Source organism: Oricola indica, assembly GCF_965227485.1.
In the GTDB taxonomy this organism is placed as follows: Bacteria; Pseudomonadota; Alphaproteobacteria; order Rhizobiales; family Rhizobiaceae; genus Oricola; species Oricola indica.
The window spans coordinates 2274008-2295670 of sequence record NZ_OZ245747.1 but is presented as its reverse complement, the minus strand read 5'-3'; the positions used below and the strand labels follow the sequence as shown (position 1 = coordinate 2295670).

The window sequence follows — 21663 nt, the reverse complement described above, 5'->3', positions numbered from 1 at the left end:
CTAACAAACCCTTAAGCCTGTAAAAAGACCTGAAGGGCGAGAATGCGGCAAAAGCGAGGCAAATCGGGCCAAATTGGCCGCAATTGCGGTCAATTCCCGTTAACCTCCGTAATCTGGCCAGCTCAGAGCCAGGTGGGCGCACGCAAAACGAATCACCTTGGCAATCCCGGCTGACGGCGTTCAAAGCATGTCAATCCGGCTTCACGGTCCAAAGGACCATCGGGCATCTGCCTAAGAGCGAATGTGACGCCCCGGCGGGCCGGCCGGGACCATCAGTAACATGTTTTTCGCCGGGATCACCCCACAGGCGGCGAAACGCCGCGACCCGGCTATGCGGACTGGATAAGAAATCCGTCGAAATAGGCGGCCAGTTCGCCATGCGCATCCAGCGGGAGCACATGCGCGATATACTGGTCGGGACGCACGATCACCATGCAGCCGCTCGCCCTGTCGATGCCGCGCATATCGAAAATGTCCCCTGCCCTTGGATCGGCGCAGAACATCTTCTCGAAATCGACCAGCCCGTAGCGGCCCTTGCGCGGCATGAGGAACGCCGGCATCTCTTCGATGGAGAGTTGCCGATAGGGCTGCTGGAAGACGGCACGCACATCGATGAGCGAATCCGGATCGGCGCCGGAAGACGTGTATTTGAGGATCGGTGATCCGGGATCGTCCGCAAGGAAATCGCACAGGCCGCGGATTTTCGAGTACTCGCCGGCCGGGTCCTCCGCGCCCGAAAAGGCAAACACGCGCCAACGACCGTCCGCTTCGACCACGTGGCCGAGATGCATCGGCTTGGCGTCTCCGAGCCGGATGACCGGTGCTGAATGAAACCGCGTGCCGACCGCGAACCCCTTTGCGAGGTCCTGGTGCGTGGATGCGCCTGTCAGGACGGACGGCGTATAGACGGTTGCCGTGCCTGCCGTATAGCGCCCGTGCTGGACGAAATATTTCTGCACTTCCGCCGGATCGACGCCATCGGGATTGTCGGCCGATTTGGTGGGCGCGCTCAGCATCCGGGCCCAGCGGCTGTCGAAGTCGATCAGGTCCTGCGCGATGGCCTTCCGCTCCGCCGTATAGCTGTGCAGCAGGTCCGGGCCGGCCTTGCCGTGAAGCACATGGGCGAGTTTCCAGCCGAGGTTGAACGTGTCCTGCATGGAAATATTCATGCCTTGCCCGGCTTTCGGGCTGTGGGTGTGGCAGGCATCGCCGGCAATGAACACGCGCGGAAGGCGTGTATCGATATCCTCCGCCGGAACATCGTCGAACTTGTCACAGATACGGTGACCGATCTCGTAGACCGACCACCAGGCGATCTCCTTCACGTCGAGCGTGTAAGGGCTGAAAACACGGTTTGCCGCGTCGATCAGATATTCCGAGGTGATGTTGCGATTGGCGACGCGCTCGTCCTCGGCCAGTTCGTCGAGTTCCACATAGACGCGGAAAAGGTAGCCGCCCTCGCGTGGGATGAGAACGATCGAGCCTCCTTCGGCCGACTGGATCAGCGACTTCATGCGCACATCCGGGAAATCGGTGACGGCGAGGATGTCCATCACGCCCCACGCCTGATTGGCCGCCTCGCCCTTGAGCGACCGGCCGATCGAGGCGCGCACGGCGCTGCGAGCGCCGTCGCAACCGACGACATATTTCGCCTTCACGGTCTCGATCTCGCCCTTGTGGGCGTCATCCGTCCGTTCGATGCGCACGCTCACCGGATAGTCGCCGATATCGGCACCGGTATCGACCGAGAGATCGAGCAGCTTGCGCGAGTAATTCGGCTCCAGCCGGTTCGGCGAATTTTGCATGATCTCCAGATAGGCGTCGTGAACGCGCGCCTGGTTCAGCACGACATGAGGAAACTCGGACAACCCGTCCTCGACGTCCTGGATCCGGTCGGAACGCGAAATATGCGCACGGTTCGCCTCGTCGGGCCGCCAGAAGGTCGTCTCGCTGATCCAGCAGGCTTCGCGGGCGACGCTGTGGGCAAAGCCGAAGGCCTGGAACATCTCCATCGTCCTGCAGGCAATCCCGTCGGCCTGGCCATGAGTCAGCCGTGCGTCCTTCTGCTCGACGATCCGCGTCCGGATATCGGGAAATTTCGAAAGCTGCGCGGCGAGCGTCAGCCCGGCCGGCCCGCAGCCGACGATCAAGACATCCACCTCCTCGGGAAGTGCGTCGGTATTGGCCAGCGCCGAAATGTCTTCCGACTGGCTCGAGACCTCCGGATCACCCGTCGTGAAACCGTTCAAGTGAAATTGCATGGCCGTCTGTCTCCTCCAACCGCTGCCGCCCGCGATGAGCCGCCCATGGGCATCGCGTTAGTTGATAAGTACACTTATCATATGTTGACTGTCAATATGCCGTGGCCGTGCGATTTCGGTCCGGAGCGCCGGCGGAATGCCCAGAATCCGGCTGCGCAAGAAAAAAATTCAGCAAAAGTGAAACTCGATCGCCGCGGTCTTCGTCCCTTGAAGCGCAACGTCCAAACAGGAGGATATACTCATGAAGAAATTTCTTATTGCTCTCGCGGCGACCGGCGTCATGTCGTCTTCGGCTTTCGCGATGGATCATGCGCTCAAGGTCGAAGGCATGGATCAGGATGTCTCCGGCGGCACGGTGACCGCGTCGAAGATCATGGCCGACAGCAATGGTTGGCTGGTCGTGCACCGTACCGGCGACGACATGAAGCCCGGCCCGGTGGTCGGTCACGCGCCGCTGAAGGCCGGTGAGAACACCGATGTCGCAGCGATCCTCACGGAGGAAGTGAAGTCCGGCGAAAAGCTGATGCTCATGCTGCATGGCGAGGATGGCGGCACGCAGACCGGAATCTTCGAATATACGCTGGGCGCGAAGGAAGATGGCCCTGTGAAGGTCGACGGCAAACTCGTCATGACCGTCGTCACCGCCCAGTAAGCTCTCCTTCCCTTTCGAGAGCGGAAAGCCGCCCGTGGCCGACACGGGCGGCTTTTTCTTGTCAGGCCGGCGGTCTCAGTCCGGATGGATGTCGCGCGGGGTACAGCCGGCCGCGAGGACGATGGTCACGCGGTCGATATCGGCCTCGAGGCCGCGCTCGGCGAGCCATGCCTGCTGGAGGGTGTAGGCGTCCGGTTCCTGGGCAGCCGGACAGTACCAGTGTCGAGCGACCTGGCGGTGATGCACCAGCTCGTGGAGCAGCACCGACACGTCGAGCGCGTCTTTGCGCGACCACGGCGCGATCAGGTAGATTCTGCCGGCCTCGTGATCATAGAGTCCGCGCGTGCGCGTACCGAAGCTGCTCGCCACCGAGGGGTTCATGGCAATTGTAATCGGATCGGCGATCTCGATCGCCAGCGGCGCTGGATTTCGCGGATAGTCGCTGTTGGCGTCGAGCCAGTCATCGAGGACGGCCGCGAGATCGTCGAGAGAGCCGGCGTCACGCCAGGCGGGATCGGGATCGGGCACGCCGGTGTTTTCGAAGCCGGCGGCTGGGAGAATGAGCGTCAGCAAAACGGCAAACGCCGCCGCCGCGCCGGCAAAGTGCCGTTGCGTCATTTTCGCCTCCGAATTGTGGCCGATTGGACGCGTTCATGCTAGGTTCGGGAGACGAGGAAGGTCAAAAGACCTTTGTTCAACGACGCGTGAAAAGGATTCAGCCAGGGAGCACAGATGGGCCGCCGCTTTCCGCCATTCGCCGCCGTGCGCGCCTTCGAGGCGACAGCAAGACGGCTGAGCGTCAAGGACGCGGCAGACGAGCTCTGCGTCACGCCTTCCGCGGTCAGCCACCAGATCCGGGCGCTGGAGGAATTCCTCGACACCGCGCTTTTCGAGCGCAGGGGCAACCGGCTGAACCTGACATTCACCGGCCGGGCCTATGTCGGCAAGCTGACGGCGCTGCTTAATGCGCTGGACGAGACCACACGCGAATTGAACGACGCCGAAAGCGAATTGCGCGTACTGTGCACGCCCGGTTTCGCGGCGCGCTGGCTGGTGCCTCGGCTGAACCGCCTGCCCTTCGGAAACGCGATCCGGCTCCGGGTCTCGGAAGGCGCGCCGGACACGGATTTCGGCCGCAACGACGCCGACGTGGTGATCCACTGGGGCGGCGCGCCAGTCGACGGGCTCATCGTCGAACCCTTCATGGCCTCCAACCGCTTTCCCGTCGCCTCGCCGGAACTGATCCGGCGCGAGGGGCTGGAAACGCCGCGCGACCTGCTACGCGTCACACTCATCCACGACGAGGTGATGGACGCCTGGGACGAGTGGTTCCGCCTTGCCGGCATGGCCGTGCCCTCGATGCCGCGCGGACCGCGCTTCCCTCATTGCGAAATCGCGACGACGGCGGCCGAACGCAGCCAGGGCGTGTCGCTCGCCTATGAGGCAATGGTGGCCGACACGCTGGCCCACGGCAGCCTCGTACGGCTGTTCGACACGGTGACCATGCCGGTCACGCTCTACGCTGTCGCATACCCCGAAAACCGCGCCACCCACCCGCGCATCCGCGCCTTCCGGGACTGGATCTTCGCCGAGGCCGACGCCGCCCGGGTACTGCCGCGAGAAAGCGTCGAGCCGGCCTGACGCCTCCGCGCGGACCGCGCGCCGACGCCCCGCACGCCTTCCGGACGCCGGATTTCTAGGACAACGCTGTCTTGTGCGTCAGGACGTGTCGGAGCGCGCAACCGCGTAACGCCGCCGCGCACACAAAAAAAGCGGGCCAAAAGCCCGCTTCCCTCGTTCCCCGAGACTCGCATGGCGCCAGTACATCCGTGGTCACCAGGCTATCAATCGGAAATGAACCAACCTCGCCCGCAATCCTCACAACCTATCTGGAAGGAGCCTTACACAGCGGCAGCCGGTTAAGGCGTATATGGGGATGGCGGGAGCGGGATACAAGGGGTGGGCGACTGCAAGACCTTGATGGACCGCCGCGTCGGTTCCGCTTCACTCTCCACCCGTCTCCCTGCGGCATGCACCAAGGAAGCGGCCAAGCGGCTCGCCAACGCCTTCGAGCGGGATCACGCGGGCCTCTTCGCCGGCGATACCGTATGCGAGCGTTTCCGCCCCCGCCAGCGCGGCCCAGAACCCGTCTTCCATGCCGATCTTCGTCTCCACGCCGGCATATTCGCTGCTCTGGATCGATACCGTGCCGGACAGATCGGCCGCGTAATCGCCGGCTTCGATGCGGATGCCGACCGCCTCCCCGTCCTCGCGCTCCCCGAAAGAGAGGGCGAGCATCACGGTGGCTCCGGCCTCCACACTGCCGGGCCCGCAGGTGACGTTCAGCGCCCAGGCATCGGTTTCGGGAATGCCGAAGGTCAGCACCTGGTCCCGACCGCCGTCGTCATTGTCGAACGCATAATGCTGCCACTCGGCGTCGCTCATGCCAGCCTCGGAAGGCGCGGCCTCCCCTCCTTCCCCCCAAGGGCAAGTCCGTGCAAAGGCGGCCAAAGCCACCCACGAACCTTTCAACGGCAGTTCCACGGCTGCGTCGCCAAGCGCGATGCGCACCATCCGCCCGGCCCGCAAGGCTTGGACCAGCGGATCGGACGGTTTCAGCGCGATCCTGGGCACGTGTCCGATCATCCCCCAGAGTTCGAACTCCGGCACATAGGAGAACGGCTCTCCATCGACAGTGAAGACGATCTCGCGCGGCTCCGCGTCTTCGGCAGGAGCTTCCTCCAGCGCCTGGAACGGTACATATAGGGTCGCCGGCGCGCCGGCCGCCTCGCAACGGACGAGAAGGCCCATATCCTCCTCGCAATCCGTGCAATCGGTGACGGTGGCTTCCGCCCCGGTTCCTGTCACGCTCCATCGTTCGGTGCGCGCGGACGCGGGAAGCGTGGTGGCCGCAATCGCGGCCATGGCGAGTATCTGTCGGACGAACATGCCTGTCTCCTGTCTGAACGGCGCGGACTGCGCCCTGAGCCGGTTTCGTGTCGCCCGGCAGATTTTCACCGCAAAGCTGTATGCCCGCTGAACGGCCATAATTCGTGGGGTTGGAGGTTCCCTCGCCTACCAGACTGACTTTCCGAGAATGACGCTTTCGAGATCCATGCGGATCTCTCCCACGACCGACGCCACATCCTCGCCGTCGACGCAGACCATGCCGAAATTCGCCCTGTAATCGCTGGGCGCCACGCCAAGCCGGCGCGCGAAGGCCCGGCGCAACGTCTTCGCGGTACCGAACCCGCTCTTCGTCGCGATCGCCTGAATGGGCAGATCAGACGTTTCGAGGAGCCGGCGTGCGACGTTCAGCCGTACGTCCTCGATATAGCGGAAGATCGTCGTGTTGGTGACTTCCTTGAAGCGTCGTTCCAGCGACCGCCCGCTCATCGCAGCGTAGCTGGCGAGCTTGCCGATCGAGTAGTCCAGGCCCGGGTTTTCCCAGATATGCAGTTGCACCCGACGAATCCTGGCGTCCTCGGTGGCGTCGGCCATGAGATGCGTGCTGAACTGGGTCTGGCCGCTCTGGCGGCGCAGGACAAGCACCATGAAGCGCGCGACATCGAGCGCCAGCTGGCGACCGTGGTCCTCCTCGATCAGGGCCAGTGCGAGATCGATGCCGGCAAGCATGCCGGCAGAGGTCCAGAACTTGCCCGAATTGACGAAGATCGCATCGGAATCGACCTGGCCGGCGATGTTCTCATCCGCCTCCAGGCGCATCGCCTCCAGCCAGTGGGTCGCGATGCGGTGGCCATCGGTGACGCCCGACGCCAGCAACACCGTCGACCCGGTGCACACCGACCCCATGCGGTCGCAACGCGGCTCCAGCTTGCGAATCCACCCGGTGATCTCCTCGTTCTCGGATGCGGCGAAACAACCCGGGCCGCCCGCGACCAGCAGCAGGTCGAGATTTTTCGGCAGGTTCTCGCAGCTGCATGTCGGCTCTATCCGCAGGAAGCTTCCCGCCACCTCCACCGGCCCCCCGTCGACGGAGACGGTGATCGGCCGGTAGAGCGGCCGGCCCGTGAGAAAGTTGGCGACGCCGAATGGCTCCAGCGGCCCGCAGACGTCAACGGAAGCGACATGATCATAGACCAGCATCGCAACGTAGCGCGTGGCTAAAGGCAGTACCTCGCGCTTCATGAGATTGCACTCATAGCCAACATTTCCCCGGTTTCCCGCCCGAACGCGGTGCCGCAAGGAAAGCCGATTGAGGCGCTCGGGACAAGAGGACCCATATCGCCAAATACGGAACCATCACCGCCAAACGTCCAATTGGCGTCCGGCGAGGCTTTTATCCGTGACCCGGTACTTTCATAAGTCCATCGAAGGGGCAACCTGAAACGATCCGGACAGTTAAATCCGGAACTGGAGATGCTTTCATGAATATCAATTCGTGCGGCATGCTGGGCAAGATTTGCTTTGGCGTGCTCTTCACACTGAGCACTGTTTCGACGTCTTACGCCGTCGACAAGAAGCAGGCGGATGTTGTCGTCAGCAACAAGACCGGCAAAACCATCCTTAGCGTTACCGTCGCCCACAAATACAGCGACGAATACGAGCATCAGCTGGATTGGCCAGGCGTCCTCGCGGACGGTGCAAAAACTTCGGGACAACCCGTCACCTACAATACCGGGTTCGGTACGACCGGGAGAGACTGGTGGTATGTTTCGTGGGTCTATACCGACAGCTCGACAATCTACTATTCCGATCCGAACAATTTTCGCGGCGCAATCGACTTCATGGAAAAAGCGGGCAAGATCGCAATTCCCGTAGGCACATCCATCGCGGCAACCGTTTTCGGCGCGGTTTGCACTGCCAGCACCGCTGGAGCATGCGGTCCGGCCGCAACGGCTGCAGTCGTTACGACCATGGCCGCCGCGAGCGCGACCATCGCCTCGGCAGCGGCTGGCGAGTTGCTCGCGAATGGCGGTACCAAAGGTTTCAAGCAGCACATTCTCAGGGATGACGATGCCGGCAAGACGGTCACGATCGAACTTCAGAAGAAAAACCAGATCCTGATCACGTCGCCGTCGGGAGATTCGCGCACTGTGTACGCCTCCAAGCCGACCGAAAGCACGCCGTCGCAACTCGAGGCGATCAACGCCGCGATAAGTGATTTCAAGGCGAAAAAGGCACCTGACCTCTCCGGAACCTGGGATTCCAGTTACGGCCCCATCAATTTCGCCAACAACACCTATTACGACGGCGACGGATATATCGAACTCAAGGGTTACGACTGGGATGAAGGTCGCCAGGCCGTCGTCATTTGGGGTGCATACGGGAAGACCAAGCAGAAATACGATCCGACGACGAGCGGTGTCTTCACCTGGTATTTCAAGGACAAGTGCAGTTTTTCGGGCACCTGGAGCAAGCTTATCCCGGAGTTTGTAAAAACGAAGTCGGGTGGCCTGATGCAGAAGACAACCCCGTGGACCGGCAAGAACCCGAACTGCTGATGACATAATGCTACGGCAGGGCTGCGCCCCTGCCATGGCCGCGACGCTCGCCGTCGCGGCCCGTTGCTGTCCAGCCCGCGGCTACGGCTGCGAAAATCACGATCCCGGAGATCCGCATGACGACCAGAATCCGCCTCAAGCGCGGGCTCATCGCCCTGTGCCTTACGTTCACGGCTCTGTGGAGCGGCGCCCTGAAGCAGGCAAACGCAAGCAGCTCCGGCAATGTCTGGGCATTCACCACGGACGGCACCCACGCGCTGCTTTCGGTCCGGCATGTGCGGAGCTTCCTGAATTCGCCGGAGGGCACGAGTGTCGTCCTGATGACTGCGCGGTGCAATCGGGACGCACCGGAGCCGGAGGTGACAGTCCTGCTCCGCCTCGACGTGCGGGCCAATGCCCAGCCGCGCGAGGAACTGTTTGTCAAGGCAAGGCGCGATAGCGCCCTTTCGGTCATGGGCACATATGACCGGGACGCATCCTATGACGCGGGCGAAAACCGCGCCCGCTACCGCTTCATGCTCAACACCCGTTCCGACTTTTTCGCGGAACTGATCTCCCCCACGACCCGGTTCAAGCCGACCGTGGACGCGGCCAGGTGGGGCGGCGGCTTCGATCTGTCGGCCTCCATACAATCGGATAGGCAGGACATCGCGGACTTTGTCGAAACCTGCAACCGGTACCGTCAAGCATCCGAAACCGCCTCGGTGCGCCCAGGCGCAAGCGACGTCTGCGCCAACTTACTCAAGGGGCCCAACCAGTTCGCCAACAATACGGCGCGTTCCTATCGCAACGAGACCGTCGGCCGCGTCTGCGGCAGGAACGGGCAATCGACGGAACCCGCGACCTGCATGCATTTCGTGGTGAGTGGCCGGTTCCCCAGTAATCTCGACGGTTCAGCCAACTGGACGGTCGACGACGCAGCCCGGTTGTGCAGCAACGCCAACAATGCGGAGGCCCGGCTTACCTGTTTCCGCCAGCAGCTCGCGCTGGGCGCGACGCAGGCGCAGGCCATCGCGGCCTGCAGCGACGTTGGCTGATCACGCCGAAGGGGAACCGCGCGCCTACCTGTTCCGCCTCAGCCCCTCCACCTGCGCCAGCACGGCGTTCGCCGCTTCCAGCACGTTCGATCCGGGGCCGAAGATCTCCGCCACGCCGGCAGCCCTTAGCTCCGCATAGTCCTGCTCCGGGATGACGCCGCCGCAGACGACCTTGATGTCGCCCGCATCAATCGCCTTCAGGCGGTCGATCAGTTCCGGCACCAGCGTCAGGTGGCCAGCGGCGAGAGAGGAGACGCCGACGACGTCGACGCCCATGGCCTTGGCCTTCTCGGCCACCTCCTCCGGCGTCTCGAACATGTCCGACAGATCGACCGTGAAGCCCATATCGGCAAAGGCCGTGGCGATGACCTTGGCGCCGCGATCGTGGCCGTCCTGGCCCATCTTGGCGACGAGGATATGCGGCTTGCGGCCCATGGTCTTCGCCACCTCGGCGAGGCGCGCCTGGATGGCCTCATATTCGGTATCGCCGCGATAGGCCTCGCCATAGACGCCGGAAATGACGCGGGTGGTTGCGTGGAAGCGGGCAAAGGCGCTCTCCATCGCGTCGGAAATCTCGCCCAGCGTCGCGCGGGCGCGCGCGGCCTCCACCGCCGCCTCCAGCAGGTTTCCCTTGCCCGACGCAGCGACGTCCTGAAGGTTTTGCAGGGCGCTCTCGGCGGCTGACTGGCTGCGCGTCTCGCGCACCTTCTTCAGCTTGGCGATCTGTGAAGCGCGGACCTTGGTGATGTCGATGGCGAGGATATCGACCTTGTCCGGATCGGCAGGGCGGAAGCGGTTGACGCCGACGATTACCTCCTCGCCCTTGTCAACGCGTGCCTGGCGCCGCGCTGCGGCCTCCTCGATGCGCAGCTTTGGCAGCCCCTCCTCCACGGCCTTGGTCATGCCGCCATGCGCCTCGACCTCCTGGATCAATTCCCAGGCCTTGTCGGCGAGGTCCTTCGTCAGCGCCTCGACATAATAGGACCCGCCGAGCGGGTCGACGACATTGGCTACGCCGGTCTCGTGTTCGAGGATCAGCTGCGTGTTGCGCGCGATGCGGGCGGAGAAATCCGTCGGCAACGCCATCGCCTCGTCGAAGGAATTGGTGTGCAGCGACTGCGTGCCGCCGAGGATCGCGGCAAGCGCCTCGTAGGCGGTGCGCACGATGTTGTTGTAGGGATCCTGCTCGGTGAGCGAGACGCCCGAGGTCTGGCAATGGGTGCGCAGCATCTTGGAGCGGTCGGATTTCGCGCCGAAATCCGTCATGATCTTCGCCCAGAGCTGGCGCGCGGCGCGCAGCTTGGCGGCCTCCATGAAGAAGTTCATGCCGATGCCGAAGAAGAAGGACAACCGGCCGGCAAACGCGTCGACATCGAGGCCGCGCGAGGTGGCGGCGCGGACATATTCCATGCCGTCGGCCAGCGTATAGGCCAGCTCCTGCGCCAGCGTCGCCCCGGCCTCCTGCATGTGGTAGCCGGAGATCGAGATGGAGTTGAACTTCGGCATCTCGCGCGCCGTGTAGTCGATGATGTCGGCGACGATGCGCATCGACGGTTCGGGCGGGTAGATATAGGTGTTGCGGACCATGAACTCCTTGAGGATGTCGTTCTGGACCGTGCCGGTGAGCTTCGCCTTGTCGACGCCCTGCTCCTCGCCGGCGACGATGAACATGGCGAGCACCGGGATGATCGCGCCGTTCATGGTCATGGAGACGGACATCTCGGCCAACGGGATGCCGTCGAACAGGATCTTCATGTCCTCGACACTGTCGATCGCCACGCCCGCCTTGCCGACATCGCCGGAAACGCGCGGGTGGTCGGAATCGTAGCCGCGATGGGTCGCGAGGTCGAAGGCGACAGAGAGGCCCTTCTGCCCGGCGGCGAGGTTGCGCCGGTAGAAGGCGTTGGATTCCTCCGCCGTGGAGAAGCCCGCATATTGCCGGATCGTCCACGGCCGCCCGGCATACATGGTGCCCTTCACCCCGCGCGTGAACGGCGCGAAACCCGGCAGTTCGTCAGCGGCGCCCTCCGGCACGTCTTCCGCCGTGTAGAGCGGATGGACGGTGATGCCTTCCGGCGTATCCCAGTCCAGTTCGGACGGGTCGCGGCCCTTGAGTTCCTTCGAGGCGAGATCCAGCCAGTCGCGTTTTGTCCTGCTCATCTCTCAAACTCCATGATCACCGCATCGACCGCCAGCGAGGCACCGACCTCGACGGGAATTTTCGCCACCTTGCCGGCTTTCTCCGCGCGCAGCACGTTTTCCATCTTCATCGCCTCGATGATGGCGAGTGTCTGGCCTTCCTGCACTTCCTCGCCTTCCGCGACATTGATCGCGACGACGAGGCCCGGCATCGGGCAGAGCAGCAGGTTGGACGTGTCGGGCGCCTGCTTTTCCGGCATCATCGCAGCGAGCTTCGCCATATGCGGCGGCAGGACGGAGACCTTCAAATCAGCGCCGCGATAGCGCACACGGAACCCGCCGGCGACCTGGCCAATCTTCATCGCCGCGATCTCGCGCCAGTGGCCTTCCTCGTCGGTCTCGGCGAAGATCGTCGCCACGCGGTCACCCGGCCGCCAGGCGATCTGGTAGGCGCGCGCCTCGCTCTCGTCGGCGAAGGACAGCCAGACCGGCGTGCCCCACTCTCCGTTCGGCGGGGCCGTGAGGCTTTCCTCGTCGTAGAAGCCGCGTGTGGCCTCGTTGTCGACTGCGATCTCGAATTCCTCCGCCCCCGCGCGCACAACGAAGGGCGTTTCCGATGGCCCGTATTTCGCGCCCTTCTCCATGCGCCCGGTGATGAAGGACGCGCGCCGATCGGCAATCCACTGCGCCATGACGGCGGTGGAGGCGACGAGACGCAGATTGTCGGCGGACAGTTCCGCGCCGGAGAATCCGTCCGGATATTCCTCGGCGATGAAGGCGGTTGTGATCGCCCCCTCACGGAAGCGCGGGTGGTCCATCACCGCCGAAAGGAACGGCAGGTTGTGGCCGATGCCCTCGACCTCGAAGGCGTCCAGCGATTCTGCCATCGCCTCGACCGCCTCGTCGCGCGACGGCGCCCATGTGCAGAGCTTGGCGATCATCGGATCATAGAACATCGAGATCTCGCCGCCTTCGTAGACGCCGGTATCGTTGCGCACGATCACCCCGTCGAAGCGTGTGCCCTCGACGGGCGGACGGTAGCGCGTCAGCCGGCCGATCGACGGCAGGAAGTTGCGATACGGATCTTCGGCATAGAGCCGGCTCTCGATCGCCCAGCCCTTCAGCTTGATATCGTCCTGGGTGATCGACAGGCGCTCGCCCGCAGCGACCCGGATCATCTGCTCGACGAGATCGACGCCGGTGATCAACTCGGTGACCGGGTGCTCCACCTGCAGGCGGGTGTTCATCTCGAGGAAGTAGAAATTGCGGTCCTTGTCGACGATGAACTCGACCGTGCCCGCCGACGCATAGCCGACGGCCTTGGCGAGCGCGACGGCCTGCTCGCCCATGGCCTTGCGGGTTTCCGCGTCGAGAAATGGCGAAGGCGCCTCCTCGATGACTTTCTGGTTGCGGCGCTGGATCGAGCATTCGCGCTCACCGAGATAGACCGCGTTGCCGTGAGAGTCAGCCAGAACCTGGATTTCGATATGGCGCGGCTCGGTGACGAATTTCTCGATGAAGATGCGGTCGTCGCCGAACGAGGACGCGGCCTCCGATTTCGAGCGGTCGAAGCCCTCTCGCGCCTCGGCATCGTTCCAGGCGATGCGCATGCCCTTGCCACCGCCGCCGGCCGACGCCTTGATCATGACGGGATAGCCGATCTCCGACGCGATCTTCACGGCATGCTCAGCGTCGTCGATCAGCCCCATATAGCCGGGCACGGTGGACACACCCGCCTCGTCCGCGATCTTCTTCGAGGTGATCTTGTCGCCCATCGCCTCGATCGCGCCCACCGGGGGCCCGATGAAGGTGATGCCCTCGGCCTTCAGCCGCTCGGCGAATTCCGCACGTTCGGACAGAAACCCGTAGCCCGGATGCACCGCATCCGCGCCCGTTTCCTTGCAGGCCGCGATGATCTTGTCGATCACGAGATAGCTCTGGCTTGCCGCAGGCGGGCCGATGAAGACCTTCTCGTCCGCCATCTCGACATGCAGCGCGTTGGCGTCCGCCTCGGAATAAACGGCGACGGTGGCGATGCCGAGACGCTTGGCCGTCTTGAAGACACGGCAGGCGATCTCGCCACGGTTGGCAACAAGGATCTTGGAAAACACTTTTATCCACCCATTCGATTGGTATTTCCGCCGGACCGTCAGCCGAAGCCGTATCCGGCTACGACGACGACAAGCACATGGACCGCCATGTATATGACCGCGAGAGAACCGAGCGTGTAGAACGTCGCCCTGACCTCGTGGGATTGTTTGGTCGCGTAGGCGGCGGCATGGCATGCCCGCGCCAGAACGAAACCGTACATCAGTATTTGCGCCAGAAGCAGCGGCGGCTCCGTCAGCGCGAACAGGAGACCGATTGCCAGAAATGCCGGAATATTCTCGAGATCGTTGCGATGCATGCGCCGCGAGCGGTCGACGTAATCATCGATATCGAGCTGTTCCGGACGGGGCGCCCTGTTGAGCGGGCCGGGCCTGAGGTCCTCGGGGCTGGCCAGGCCCGAATTGCTCTTCATCATGCGATAGACAGTCATCCAGCCCTGCCCCATGAGCTTCAGCACGGCAAGCGACGCACTGATCGCATAAACCTGCATGGCCGGATTGCTGAATTCGAGCACGCTCACACCTCCAGCACATCCGCGAAAGCCTCGGGGAAATTCGCCCGGGCCACGTTTTCGTCGATTTGCAGCAGCGCTTCATAAGAGGCTGGATCGAAAGGTTTTTCGGCCGGCACGACCTCGCGGCCGAACAGCAGCGACAGTCGCCCGGCGTCGAGATTGCCGCGCTCGAAGGGTTCGCTGCCGAACTGGTGCCATAGCGAGTGCAGGAAGGCGGTATCGGCCAGCTTTTCGATCGGCAGGGCATCGCGCTTGCGCTCGCGGCGCACGATCGGTGTCACGCCCTTCGGATTGGCCCGCCGGATGGTGAACTGGTAGCCGGTGCCCGGCAGGCCGGAGGGAAACCCGCGATGCTTCGTCATGTTGGGGAGCTTGGGCATCAGGCGAGGCTCCCTTTCTTCCTTCTCCCCGCCTGCGGGGAGAAGGTGGCCCGAAGGATCGGATGAGGGGCCAGCGCCGGATCAGCCCCCCTCACCCAGTTGCGGCTAACGCTCGTCACTCCGCGGCCTCCAGCTTGTCCTGCGTCTTCGTCTCGAAATCCGACGCGTCATGGCGTTCGTGCAGTTGCGTCGCCTTGTCGCCCATCGCCTTGTTGACCATCTTGCCGCGCTTCACGGCCGGCCGCGCATCGATCATCTTCATCCACCGCACGACATTCTCGTAGGAGTGGACCTGCAGGAATTCGCCGGACTCGTAGGCCCCGCCCTCGACCAGCCTGCCGTACCAGGGGAAGATTAGAATATCGGCGATCGTGTACTCGTCGCCGGCGATGAACTCGTTGTTCGCCAACTGCTTGTCGAGCACGTCGAGCTGGCGCTTCACCTCCATCGAGAAACGGTCGATCGCGTACTTAATCTTCATCGGCGCATAGGCATAGAAATGGCCGAATCCGCCGCCGAGATAAGGCGCCGCACCCATCTGCCAGAACGCCCAGTTCATCGTCTCGGCGCGCTTGCGGACATCGGTCGGCAGGAACGCGCCGAATTTTTCCGCCAGATAGAACAGGATCGAACCGGACTCGAACAGCCGCACGGGCTCTCCGCCACCCTTCGGCGCGTGGTCCATCATGGCCGGGATCTTGGAGTTCGGGTTGATATCGACAAAGCCCGAACCGAACTGGTCGCCCTCGTTGATCTTGATCAGCCAGGCATCGTACTCGGCGCCGGAATGGCCGGCGGCGAGCAATTCCTCAAGCATGATGCCGACTTTGACACCGTTCGGCGTAGCCAGCGAGTAGAGCTGGTGCGGATGCTTGCCGACCGGAAGCTCCCGCTCGAACTGCGCGCCTGCGGTTGGCTTGTTGATCGAGGCGAACGCGCCGCCGGACGAGGTGTCTTCCCAAACCTTCGGCGGAACGTAGCCGGCGGGAAAATTGTTCTCGGGCGGGAATTTGTTGTCGTCACTCATGAGACCAGTGCTTTCTTGAGTTTGGAAATTGGAACGATGCGAAGAATATCGCACCTTTCCATATGGTCCCTATCAGCCTGACTAAAAGACTGCACACATCGTTCAGACTTCCGCGCACCACTTGTGGCGAGGCCATCTGCGGCGTGAACATGAGAGTCTCTCGCCACGCCCCTTCCCTCACAACGGAATATTGTCGTGCTTCTTGACCGGCGCAGTCACCTGCTTGCCCTTCAGCATCTCGAAGGCCATCGCCACGCGCCGCCGTGTCGAGTGGGGCATGATGACCTCGTCGATGAAGCCGCGCTCGGCGGCGACGAAGGGGTTGGCGAAGCGATCCTCGTATTCCTTCGTGCGCGCGGCGATCTTGTCCGGGTCGCCGAGTTCGGAACGGTAGAGGATCTCGGTCGCGCCCTTGGCGCCCATCACCGCGATCTGCGCGGTCGGCCAGGCATAGTTGACGTCGGCGCGGATATGCTTGGAGGCCATCACGTCATACGCGCCGCCATAGGCCTTGCGGGTGATGACGGTCACCTTCGGCACGGTCGCCTGGGCGTAGGCGAAGAGGAGCTTCGCCCCGTGCTTGATGATGCCGCCATACTCCTGTGCGACGCCCGGCAGGAAGCCCGGCACGTCGACAAAGGTGAGGATCGGGATGTTGAAGGCGTCGCAGAACCGCACGAAGCGGCCGCCCTTCTTGGATGCGTCGATGTCGAGACAGCCGGCCAGCACCATGGGCTGGTTGGCAACGACGCCGACCGTGGAGCCGTTGAGGCGAATGAAGCCGCACAGGATATTGCCCGCGTGGTCCTTCTGGATCTCGAAGAACGAACCTTCATCGGCAACCCGCGTGACGACCTCGTGCATGTCGTAGGGTTTGTTTGCGTTGTCCGGCACAAGCGTGTCGAGCGCCGTCTCGATGCGATCGCCCGGATCGGCGGTCGGGATCAGCGGCGGCGTCTCGCGATTTGAAGACGGCAGGAAGTCGAACATCCGGCGTACTTCCAGAAGCGCCTCCACATCGTTCTCGTAGGCCCCGTCGGCGACCGACGATTTCCGTGAATGGGTCGATGCGCCGCCCAGTTCCTCCGCCGTGACGATCTCGTTGGTGACGGTCTTCACCACGTCAGGGCCGGTGACGAACATGTAGCTCGTGTCCTTCACCATGAAGATGAAGTCGGTCATCGCCGGCGAATAGACCGCGCCGCCCGCGCATGGCCCCATGATGACGGAAATCTGCGGAATGACGCCGGACGCCTGCGCATTGCGCCAGAACACTTCGGCATAGCCACCGAGCGAGGCGACACCTTCCTGGATACGCGCACCGCCGCTGTCATTGAGCCCGATGATCGGCACGCCGTTCTGTATGGCGAGGTCCATCACCTTGCAGATCTTCTCGGCATGGGTCTCCGACAGCGAGCCGCCGAAGACGGTAAAATCCTGGCTGAAGACGTAGCAGGGCCGGCCGTTGATCGTGCCCCAGCCGGTCACGACGCCATCACCCGAAATCTTTTGTTCGGCCATGCCGAAATCGGTGCAGCGATGGGTCTTGTAGGTGTCGTATTCCTCGAAAGAACCCTCGTCGAGCAGCACATCGAGCCGCTCGCGCGCCGTCAGCTTGCCCTTGGCATGCTGGGCGTCGATGCGCCGTTGCCCGCCGCCGAGACGCGCTGCGGCGCGATGCTGCTCGAGCTGTTCCAGAATATGCTGCATGAAGTGTCCTCCGAATGGCACCGATTAGGCTGATAACAGCCTGTCGGGCTAGGGTTGAAAAAGCAAGCAAGTGGATTTAGTAAAAAATCAAATAGCAAACTGCGAAATTGCAAATATGCGCGCACGCAAGGTATTCGCCGGTCGAAAGATCCGCACCATCCGACAGGGCCACGGACTGACGCAACAGGCCTTCGCCGCGCAGCTCGGAATCTCGACCTCCTATCTCAACCAGTTGGAAAACAACCAGCGCCACGTCACCGCGCCGGTTCTGCTGGCATTGGCCGACGTTTTCGCCGTCGATATCAAGGACCTGTCGGGCAACGAGGACGACAGGCTTCTGGCCGATCTGGCCGAAGCCTTGGCCGACCCGATGTTCTCGGGCGAGCCGCCGCCCTCCCCCGACCTGAAGCTGGTTGTGCAGAACGCGCCCTCGGTCGCGCATGCCTTCCTGTCGATGCACCAGGCGCTGCGGCGCGCCGGCGAGCGGCTGGCGGAACTGGACGACACGCTGGAACGCACAGGCGCGCAGTCCGACCCGACGCCCTATGAGGAAGTGCGGGACTTCTTCCACTACCTGGACAATTACGTCGACTGGCTCGACCGCGCGGCGGAAGATCTGGCCGGACAACTGCGCGGTGCGATCTCGGTTCGCGCCCTGGCCGAGCATATCGAGCGCGAGCACGGCGTGCGCGTGGTCATCGGCGGCGACGCGGCGCGGACCGGCGGGCTGAGGCGCTATGACGCGCAGGCGCGCGTTCTGTCGCTCAACCCTCGCTCTTCGAACGCAACGCATGGCTTCCAGATCGCGCATCAGCTGGCGCTGATCGCCCATTCCGACGCCATTGACGAGATCGTGCGCAAGGCCGATTTCCGCTCCGCCGATGCCGGGGCGATCTGCCGGATCGGGCTCGCCAACTATTTCGCCGGCGCGGCGGTTCTGCCCTATGCCGCCTTCATGGAAGCCGCGCGGGAACTGCGCCACGACCTCGAACTGCTGGCGGAACGCTTCGGCGCGTCGCTCGAACAGGTGGCGCATCGCCTGTCGACGCTGCAAAGGCCGGGGCTGAAGGGCGTGCCCTTCTTCTTCGCCCGCGTCGACCAGGCCGGCAACATCACCAAGCGACATTCGGCGACCAAGCTGCAATTCGCGCGCTTCGGATCGGCCTGCCCGCTCTGGAACGTACATTCGGCCTTCGAGACGCCAAACCGGATCATCAGGCAATTGGCCGAAACCCCTGACGGGATTCGCTATTTGTGCCTCGCGACGACGGTGACGAAGCCCGGCGGCGGCTATCGCGCCCCGGTGCAACGCTACGCGCTGGCGCTCGGCTGCGAGGTGCGCCATGCTTCCGAACTGGTCTATGCCGACGATCTCGACATCATCCGCGACGAGGCATTCGAGCCGATCGGCATTTCGTGCCGCATCTGCGAGCGCCACAACTGCCACCAGCGCGCTGTCCCGCCGCTCAAGCACAAGCTGACGGTGGACGAACAGGCGCGCGACACGGTGCCCTACGGGTTCGAGTAGCAAGGGCCGGCGGCATGGCCAATTTTTCCGACAACGACTTCGCGTTCGGGCGCTGGGAAACGCCGTTCGAGAATGCCCGGATCGAGCTCATGGCGGTCGAGTATGGCGAGGACCAGTCGCTCGCCTTTGGAATTAGCGTGATCGAGAGCGGGGAAACCTACCGCGTCCGGTTCGATAAGGTCTCGGCCTTCCGCGTCCTCGACGAAAGCGGATTGACGGAAATCTGGGACCGCACCGGCGCCGAAGGCGGACGGCGCGGCAGTGCGACATTCCGGGTTCGCAACCATCTTTGGACGCGGGAAAGCCCCCTCATCTTCCTGGCCTCCGACGGCTGGAGCCATATCGCCGCGAGCGAGGACGACTGCATCGAGATCGTGTCTACGTCGGAGCCGGAGATCACCCACCTCGCCTGAACCGCCGATCAGTGAATGCGCACGCCCTGCTTGCCGAGCATCGCCTGGACGTCGGCGAGATCGACATCGTCGAATGCCAGGTCGCTCTTGACGGACAGGGCCGCTGCAACCCCGGCGCCCTGCCCGCCCACGGCGCAGCAGGCCATGTTGCGCGTCGCGGCGTGGGCGATCCGGTCGCCGCCGGTCGCCCGCCCCGCCACGATCAGGTTCTTCACGCCCTTCGGCAGCATCGAACGATAGGGAATATGCATATAGCGGCCGGTCGTCGGCAGGATCAGCACGCCATAGCCGTCGATGAACTCCGGATAGATCCCGATCGTGTCGTCGAATCGCGCCTCGCCCCGCGCATCCGCCTCCGTCATGTTGTAATGCGCATCGATCTTGCGGGTGTCGCGGATGCCGATGGACATGCCGAAATTGCGCAGTCGGATACCCTCGCAGCCCGGCGTATAGTGCCGCAGCGCCTCGATGGCGTGCATCGCCTGCTTTCGGCCCTCGATCTCGAAACGAGTCATGGAAGCGGGGTCCGTGCCGTCGCAACCGGCCAGATGGACAAGGTTCATGTAGGTCATCTCGCCGTGATCGTGGACCGCACCCCAGGTGCCGCCAATCGTGTTGAGATGCGCCGGAATGATGCCGTCGCGGATCGCCTGTGCAAAGGGCTTGCCGAGGAAGGGCGAGAACATCTCGTCTTCCTTGCCGTCGGTCTCGACCTGCCATTCGCCCGTCGACCAGTCGGCATAGGTCTGCGGGTCGGCCTTCACGCCCGCCATGAACGCGGCCTTGTCGACGCCCGCCACATGGAACATGACGCTCGCCGCCTGCATCTCCTCGACCGGGGTCTTGACGGTCGGCGCGCCTGCGCGGTGGGCGACATCGGCATCGCCCGTCGCATCGATGACGCGTTTGGCGAGGATGGCCTCGCGGCCGGCCTTCGACTCGACGATCACGCCGACGATCGCATCCCCCTCCATGATCGGCGCGACGAACTGGCGATGCAGCATCGGGTGAATGCCTGCCTCCTCGACCAGAGCGTCGGCGACCAGCTTGAAGCCCTCGCTGTCAAGTTCGTACGAGAGCGACTGGCTTTCCGGCACCGCCGCGCCCATTGCCTTGGCCCGCTCCTCGAATTCCCATCCGATCCCGCCGGCCTCGACGGTTTTCTCATGGCGATACCAGGCGAACCCTTCCACTCCAACCACGGTGATGTTGCCGCCGAAACAGCCGAACCTTTCCAGCAGCGTCACCTCGACCCCGCAGCGCGCCGCGGCCAGTGCGGCAGCCAGCCCGCCCGGACCGGACCCGATGACAAGCACGTCGGTGCGATGCACCACGGGCGTTTCGCGGGCGGGTTCGCGGATCGTGGACTGGCTCATTCTCGTCTCCCGGCGACCTGAAGAATTCCGCCCGTCTAGGGGCACTGCCTGCCGCTGTCGAGAGCGGATCCCGAAATCGGCCCCACCGATGGCGTTTCAAAGCGGAAAGGGATAAGCCGGACGTGCATGACCCACCCCAACGTGCCCGTCGCGACAGCCGAACCGCCACAATCCAGCAATACCCTGCTCGGGATCGGGCTGATGGCGCTCGGCTTCCTGTTCTTCTCGCTCACCGACGCGACGGCGAAATACCTGACCGAGGACTTCTCGGCATTCCAGATCGCGTGGTTCCGCCAGTTCGGATTGTTGAGCGTCGCGTTATGGTTTCTGGCAAGACGCGGCCTGCCGGTTCTCCGCACCAGACGTCCCGTGCTGCAGGTCCTGCGCGGCTCGGCCGCCGCAATGTCCGCAACCGGCTTCATCTTCGCGGTCAGCTACGTCCCGCTGACCGACGCAGTCGCGGTGAGCTTCGTCGCGCCGTTCGCCGTCACGATCCTTGCAGCCGTCGTGCTGCGCGAGACGGTTGGAATCCGGCGATGGACGGCGGTGACGATCGGCTTCATCGGAACGCTGATCGTGATCCGGCCCGGGCTCGGCCTGTTTCATCCGGCGATCTTCGTGGTCCTCGGCGCGGCCTGCCTGTTCGCTGCGCGCCAGATCATGTCACGCCTTCTCGGTCCCGTGGACCAGACCGTCACGACCATCATCTACACCGCGATCAGCAGCGTCGCTTTGCTGACCATACCGATGCTCTTCATCTGGCAGACGCCCACGAGCTTCCAGCAGGTGTTCCTGATTGTCCTTCTCGCGTGTACCGCGGGAACCGGCGAGGTCCTTATCATTCGCGCGCTCGAACTCGCCGAGGCGGCGACCCTCGCGCCGCTGCAATACACGATGATCATCTGGAGCACGGGGCTGAGCTGGCTGATCTTCTCGCAGCTGCCGGACGGCTGGACCCTGCTCGGCGCCGCCATCATCATGGCGTCCGGCATCTATACGCTGCACCGCGAGAGATTGAAGGCGCGGCAACGAAAGCCATAGCGCGCAGTCGA

18 protein-coding genes and 1 pseudogene are annotated in these 21663 nt (G+C 63.5%); 7 read left to right on the top strand and 12 right to left on the bottom strand.

The window, feature by feature from the left end; all coding sequences use genetic code 11:
• Window positions 1–329: 329 nt before the first annotated feature.
• Window positions 330–2261, bottom strand: a complete 1932-nt coding sequence (locus ACQK2M_RS11540; RefSeq protein WP_425417932.1) for an FAD-binding monooxygenase — start codon at window positions 2259–2261, stop codon at window positions 330–332.
• A 241-nt stretch (window positions 2262–2502) separates the two neighbouring features.
• Between ACQK2M_RS11540 and ACQK2M_RS11535 the strand changes: the two genes are divergently transcribed.
• On the top strand, window positions 2503–2913 hold the full coding sequence (locus ACQK2M_RS11535) for a DUF7282 domain-containing protein (protein ID WP_425417931.1): 411 nt from the start codon (window positions 2503–2505) through the stop codon (window positions 2911–2913).
• Between the two features lie 75 nt (window positions 2914–2988).
• On the opposite strand, the gene ACQK2M_RS11530 is transcribed toward ACQK2M_RS11535, so the two are convergent.
• Window positions 2989–3531 (bottom strand): DUF6647 family protein, encoded by a 543-nt coding sequence (locus ACQK2M_RS11530; protein WP_425417930.1) that lies wholly within the window; start codon window positions 3529–3531, stop codon window positions 2989–2991.
• A gap of 114 nt (window positions 3532–3645) precedes the next feature.
• On the opposite strand from ACQK2M_RS11530, the gene ACQK2M_RS11525 reads away from it, so the two are divergent.
• Complete coding sequence (locus ACQK2M_RS11525) at window positions 3646–4554, top strand: LysR substrate-binding domain-containing protein (protein WP_425417929.1); 909 nt, start codon at window positions 3646–3648, stop codon at window positions 4552–4554.
• 363 nt (window positions 4555–4917) lie between these two features.
• Here ACQK2M_RS11525 and ACQK2M_RS11520 read toward each other — a convergent pair whose 3' ends face one another.
• Window positions 4918–5862 carry a hypothetical protein gene (locus tag ACQK2M_RS11520; protein WP_425417928.1) on the bottom strand — a complete coding sequence of 315 codons (945 nt, stop codon included), beginning with the start codon at window positions 5860–5862 and terminating at the stop codon, window positions 4918–4920.
• A 126-nt stretch (window positions 5863–5988) separates the two neighbouring features.
• The gene (locus ACQK2M_RS11515; protein WP_425417927.1) at window positions 5989–7062 is read right to left on the bottom strand and encodes a GlxA family transcriptional regulator; all 1074 of its coding nucleotides are present in this window, start codon (window positions 7060–7062) and stop codon (window positions 5989–5991) included.
• Window positions 7063–7301: 239 nt separating this feature from the next.
• Between ACQK2M_RS11515 and ACQK2M_RS11510 the strand changes: the two genes are divergently transcribed.
• The gene (locus ACQK2M_RS11510; protein WP_425417926.1) at window positions 7302–8378 is read left to right on the top strand and encodes a hypothetical protein; all 1077 of its coding nucleotides are present in this window, start codon (window positions 7302–7304) and stop codon (window positions 8376–8378) included.
• Window positions 8379–8494: 116 nt separating this feature from the next.
• Window positions 8495–9415 carry a hypothetical protein gene (locus tag ACQK2M_RS11505; protein ID WP_425417925.1) on the top strand — a complete coding sequence of 307 codons (921 nt, stop codon included), beginning with the start codon at window positions 8495–8497 and terminating at the stop codon, window positions 9413–9415.
• Between the two features lie 24 nt (window positions 9416–9439).
• On the opposite strand, the gene scpA is transcribed toward ACQK2M_RS11505, so the two are convergent.
• The 7 genes and pseudogenes from scpA to ACQK2M_RS11470 form a co-directional block, all read right to left on the bottom strand.
• On the bottom strand, window positions 9440–11575 hold the full coding sequence (gene scpA, locus ACQK2M_RS11500; protein ID WP_425417924.1) for a methylmalonyl-CoA mutase: 2136 nt from the start codon (window positions 11573–11575) through the stop codon (window positions 9440–9442).
• Window positions 11572–12210 (bottom strand): DUF2118 domain-containing protein, encoded by a 639-nt coding sequence (locus ACQK2M_RS11495; RefSeq protein ID WP_425420024.1) that lies wholly within the window; start codon window positions 12208–12210, stop codon window positions 11572–11574. The genes scpA and ACQK2M_RS11495 overlap by 4 nt, the downstream gene beginning before the upstream one ends.
• Window positions 12196–13665 (bottom strand): annotated as a pseudogene (locus tag ACQK2M_RS11490) (acetyl-CoA carboxylase biotin carboxylase subunit); the annotation flags it as partial. The pseudogene ACQK2M_RS11490 and the gene ACQK2M_RS11495, both read right to left, overlap by 15 nt.
• 38 nt (window positions 13666–13703) lie before the next feature.
• Complete coding sequence (locus ACQK2M_RS11485) at window positions 13704–14177, bottom strand: MAPEG family protein (RefSeq protein WP_425417923.1); 474 nt, start codon at window positions 14175–14177, stop codon at window positions 13704–13706.
• Window positions 14178–14179: 2 nt separating this feature from the next.
• Window positions 14180–14557 (bottom strand): hypothetical protein, encoded by a 378-nt coding sequence (locus tag ACQK2M_RS11480; RefSeq protein ID WP_425417922.1) that lies wholly within the window; start codon window positions 14555–14557, stop codon window positions 14180–14182.
• 115 nt (window positions 14558–14672) lie between these two features.
• On the bottom strand, window positions 14673–15584 hold the full coding sequence (yghU, locus tag ACQK2M_RS11475) for a glutathione-dependent disulfide-bond oxidoreductase (protein ID WP_425417921.1): 912 nt from the start codon (window positions 15582–15584) through the stop codon (window positions 14673–14675).
• 177 nt (window positions 15585–15761) lie between these two features.
• Window positions 15762–17294, bottom strand: a complete 1533-nt coding sequence (locus ACQK2M_RS11470) for an acyl-CoA carboxylase subunit beta (RefSeq protein WP_425417920.1) — start codon at window positions 17292–17294, stop codon at window positions 15762–15764.
• A gap of 115 nt (window positions 17295–17409) precedes the next feature.
• Between ACQK2M_RS11470 and ACQK2M_RS11465 the strand changes: the two genes are divergently transcribed.
• Both ACQK2M_RS11465 and ACQK2M_RS11460 read left to right on the top strand, forming a co-directional pair.
• Complete coding sequence (locus ACQK2M_RS11465; protein WP_425417919.1) at window positions 17410–18822, top strand: helix-turn-helix domain-containing protein; 1413 nt, start codon at window positions 17410–17412, stop codon at window positions 18820–18822.
• A gap of 14 nt (window positions 18823–18836) precedes the next feature.
• A complete protein-coding gene (locus ACQK2M_RS11460) occupies window positions 18837–19235 on the top strand; it encodes a hypothetical protein (RefSeq protein WP_425417918.1) in 399 nt (132 codons plus the stop codon).
• Between the two features lie 8 nt (window positions 19236–19243).
• On the opposite strand, the gene ACQK2M_RS11455 is transcribed toward ACQK2M_RS11460, so the two are convergent.
• Complete coding sequence (locus ACQK2M_RS11455) at window positions 19244–20611, bottom strand: FAD-dependent oxidoreductase (protein WP_425417917.1); 1368 nt, start codon at window positions 20609–20611, stop codon at window positions 19244–19246.
• A 126-nt stretch (window positions 20612–20737) separates the two neighbouring features.
• Here ACQK2M_RS11455 and ACQK2M_RS11450 point away from each other — a divergent pair, with 126 nt between their 5' ends.
• Complete coding sequence (locus tag ACQK2M_RS11450) at window positions 20738–21652, top strand: DMT family transporter (RefSeq protein WP_425417916.1); 915 nt, start codon at window positions 20738–20740, stop codon at window positions 21650–21652.
• Window positions 21653–21663 lie beyond the last annotated feature (11 nt).

Bases quoted from the DNA above. Each gene is read 5' to 3' on its own strand.
- ACQK2M_RS11535 (WP_425417931.1), top strand. From the start codon at position 2,503: ATGAAGAAATTTCTTATTGCTCTCGCGGCGACCGGCGTCATGTCGTCT.
- ACQK2M_RS11470 (WP_425417920.1), bottom strand. From the start codon at position 17,294: ATGCAGCATATTCTGGAACAGCTCGAGCAGCATCGCGCCGCAGCGCGT.
- ACQK2M_RS11525 (WP_425417929.1), top strand. From the start codon at position 3,646: ATGGGCCGCCGCTTTCCGCCATTCGCCGCCGTGCGCGCCTTCGAGGCG.
- ACQK2M_RS11520 (WP_425417928.1), bottom strand. From the start codon at position 5,862: ATGTTCGTCCGACAGATACTCGCCATGGCCGCGATTGCGGCCACCACG.
- ACQK2M_RS11465 (WP_425417919.1), top strand. From the start codon at position 17,410: ATGCGCGCACGCAAGGTATTCGCCGGTCGAAAGATCCGCACCATCCGA.
- ACQK2M_RS11455 (WP_425417917.1), bottom strand. From the start codon at position 20,611: ATGAGCCAGTCCACGATCCGCGAACCCGCCCGCGAAACGCCCGTGGTG.
- ACQK2M_RS11540 (WP_425417932.1), bottom strand. From the start codon at position 2,261: ATGCAATTTCACTTGAACGGTTTCACGACGGGTGATCCGGAGGTCTCG.
- ACQK2M_RS11460 (WP_425417918.1), top strand. From the start codon at position 18,837: ATGGCCAATTTTTCCGACAACGACTTCGCGTTCGGGCGCTGGGAAACG.
- yghU (WP_425417921.1), bottom strand. From the start codon at position 15,584: ATGAGTGACGACAACAAATTCCCGCCCGAGAACAATTTTCCCGCCGGC.
- ACQK2M_RS11450 (WP_425417916.1), top strand. From the start codon at position 20,738: ATGACCCACCCCAACGTGCCCGTCGCGACAGCCGAACCGCCACAATCC.
- scpA (WP_425417924.1), bottom strand. From the start codon at position 11,575: ATGAGCAGGACAAAACGCGACTGGCTGGATCTCGCCTCGAAGGAACTC.
- ACQK2M_RS11530 (WP_425417930.1), bottom strand. From the start codon at position 3,531: ATGACGCAACGGCACTTTGCCGGCGCGGCGGCGGCGTTTGCCGTTTTG.
- ACQK2M_RS11480 (WP_425417922.1), bottom strand. From the start codon at position 14,557: ATGCCCAAGCTCCCCAACATGACGAAGCATCGCGGGTTTCCCTCCGGC.
- ACQK2M_RS11505 (WP_425417925.1), top strand. From the start codon at position 8,495: ATGACGACCAGAATCCGCCTCAAGCGCGGGCTCATCGCCCTGTGCCTT.
- ACQK2M_RS11510 (WP_425417926.1), top strand. From the start codon at position 7,302: ATGAATATCAATTCGTGCGGCATGCTGGGCAAGATTTGCTTTGGCGTG.
- ACQK2M_RS11515 (WP_425417927.1), bottom strand. From the start codon at position 7,062: ATGAAGCGCGAGGTACTGCCTTTAGCCACGCGCTACGTTGCGATGCTG.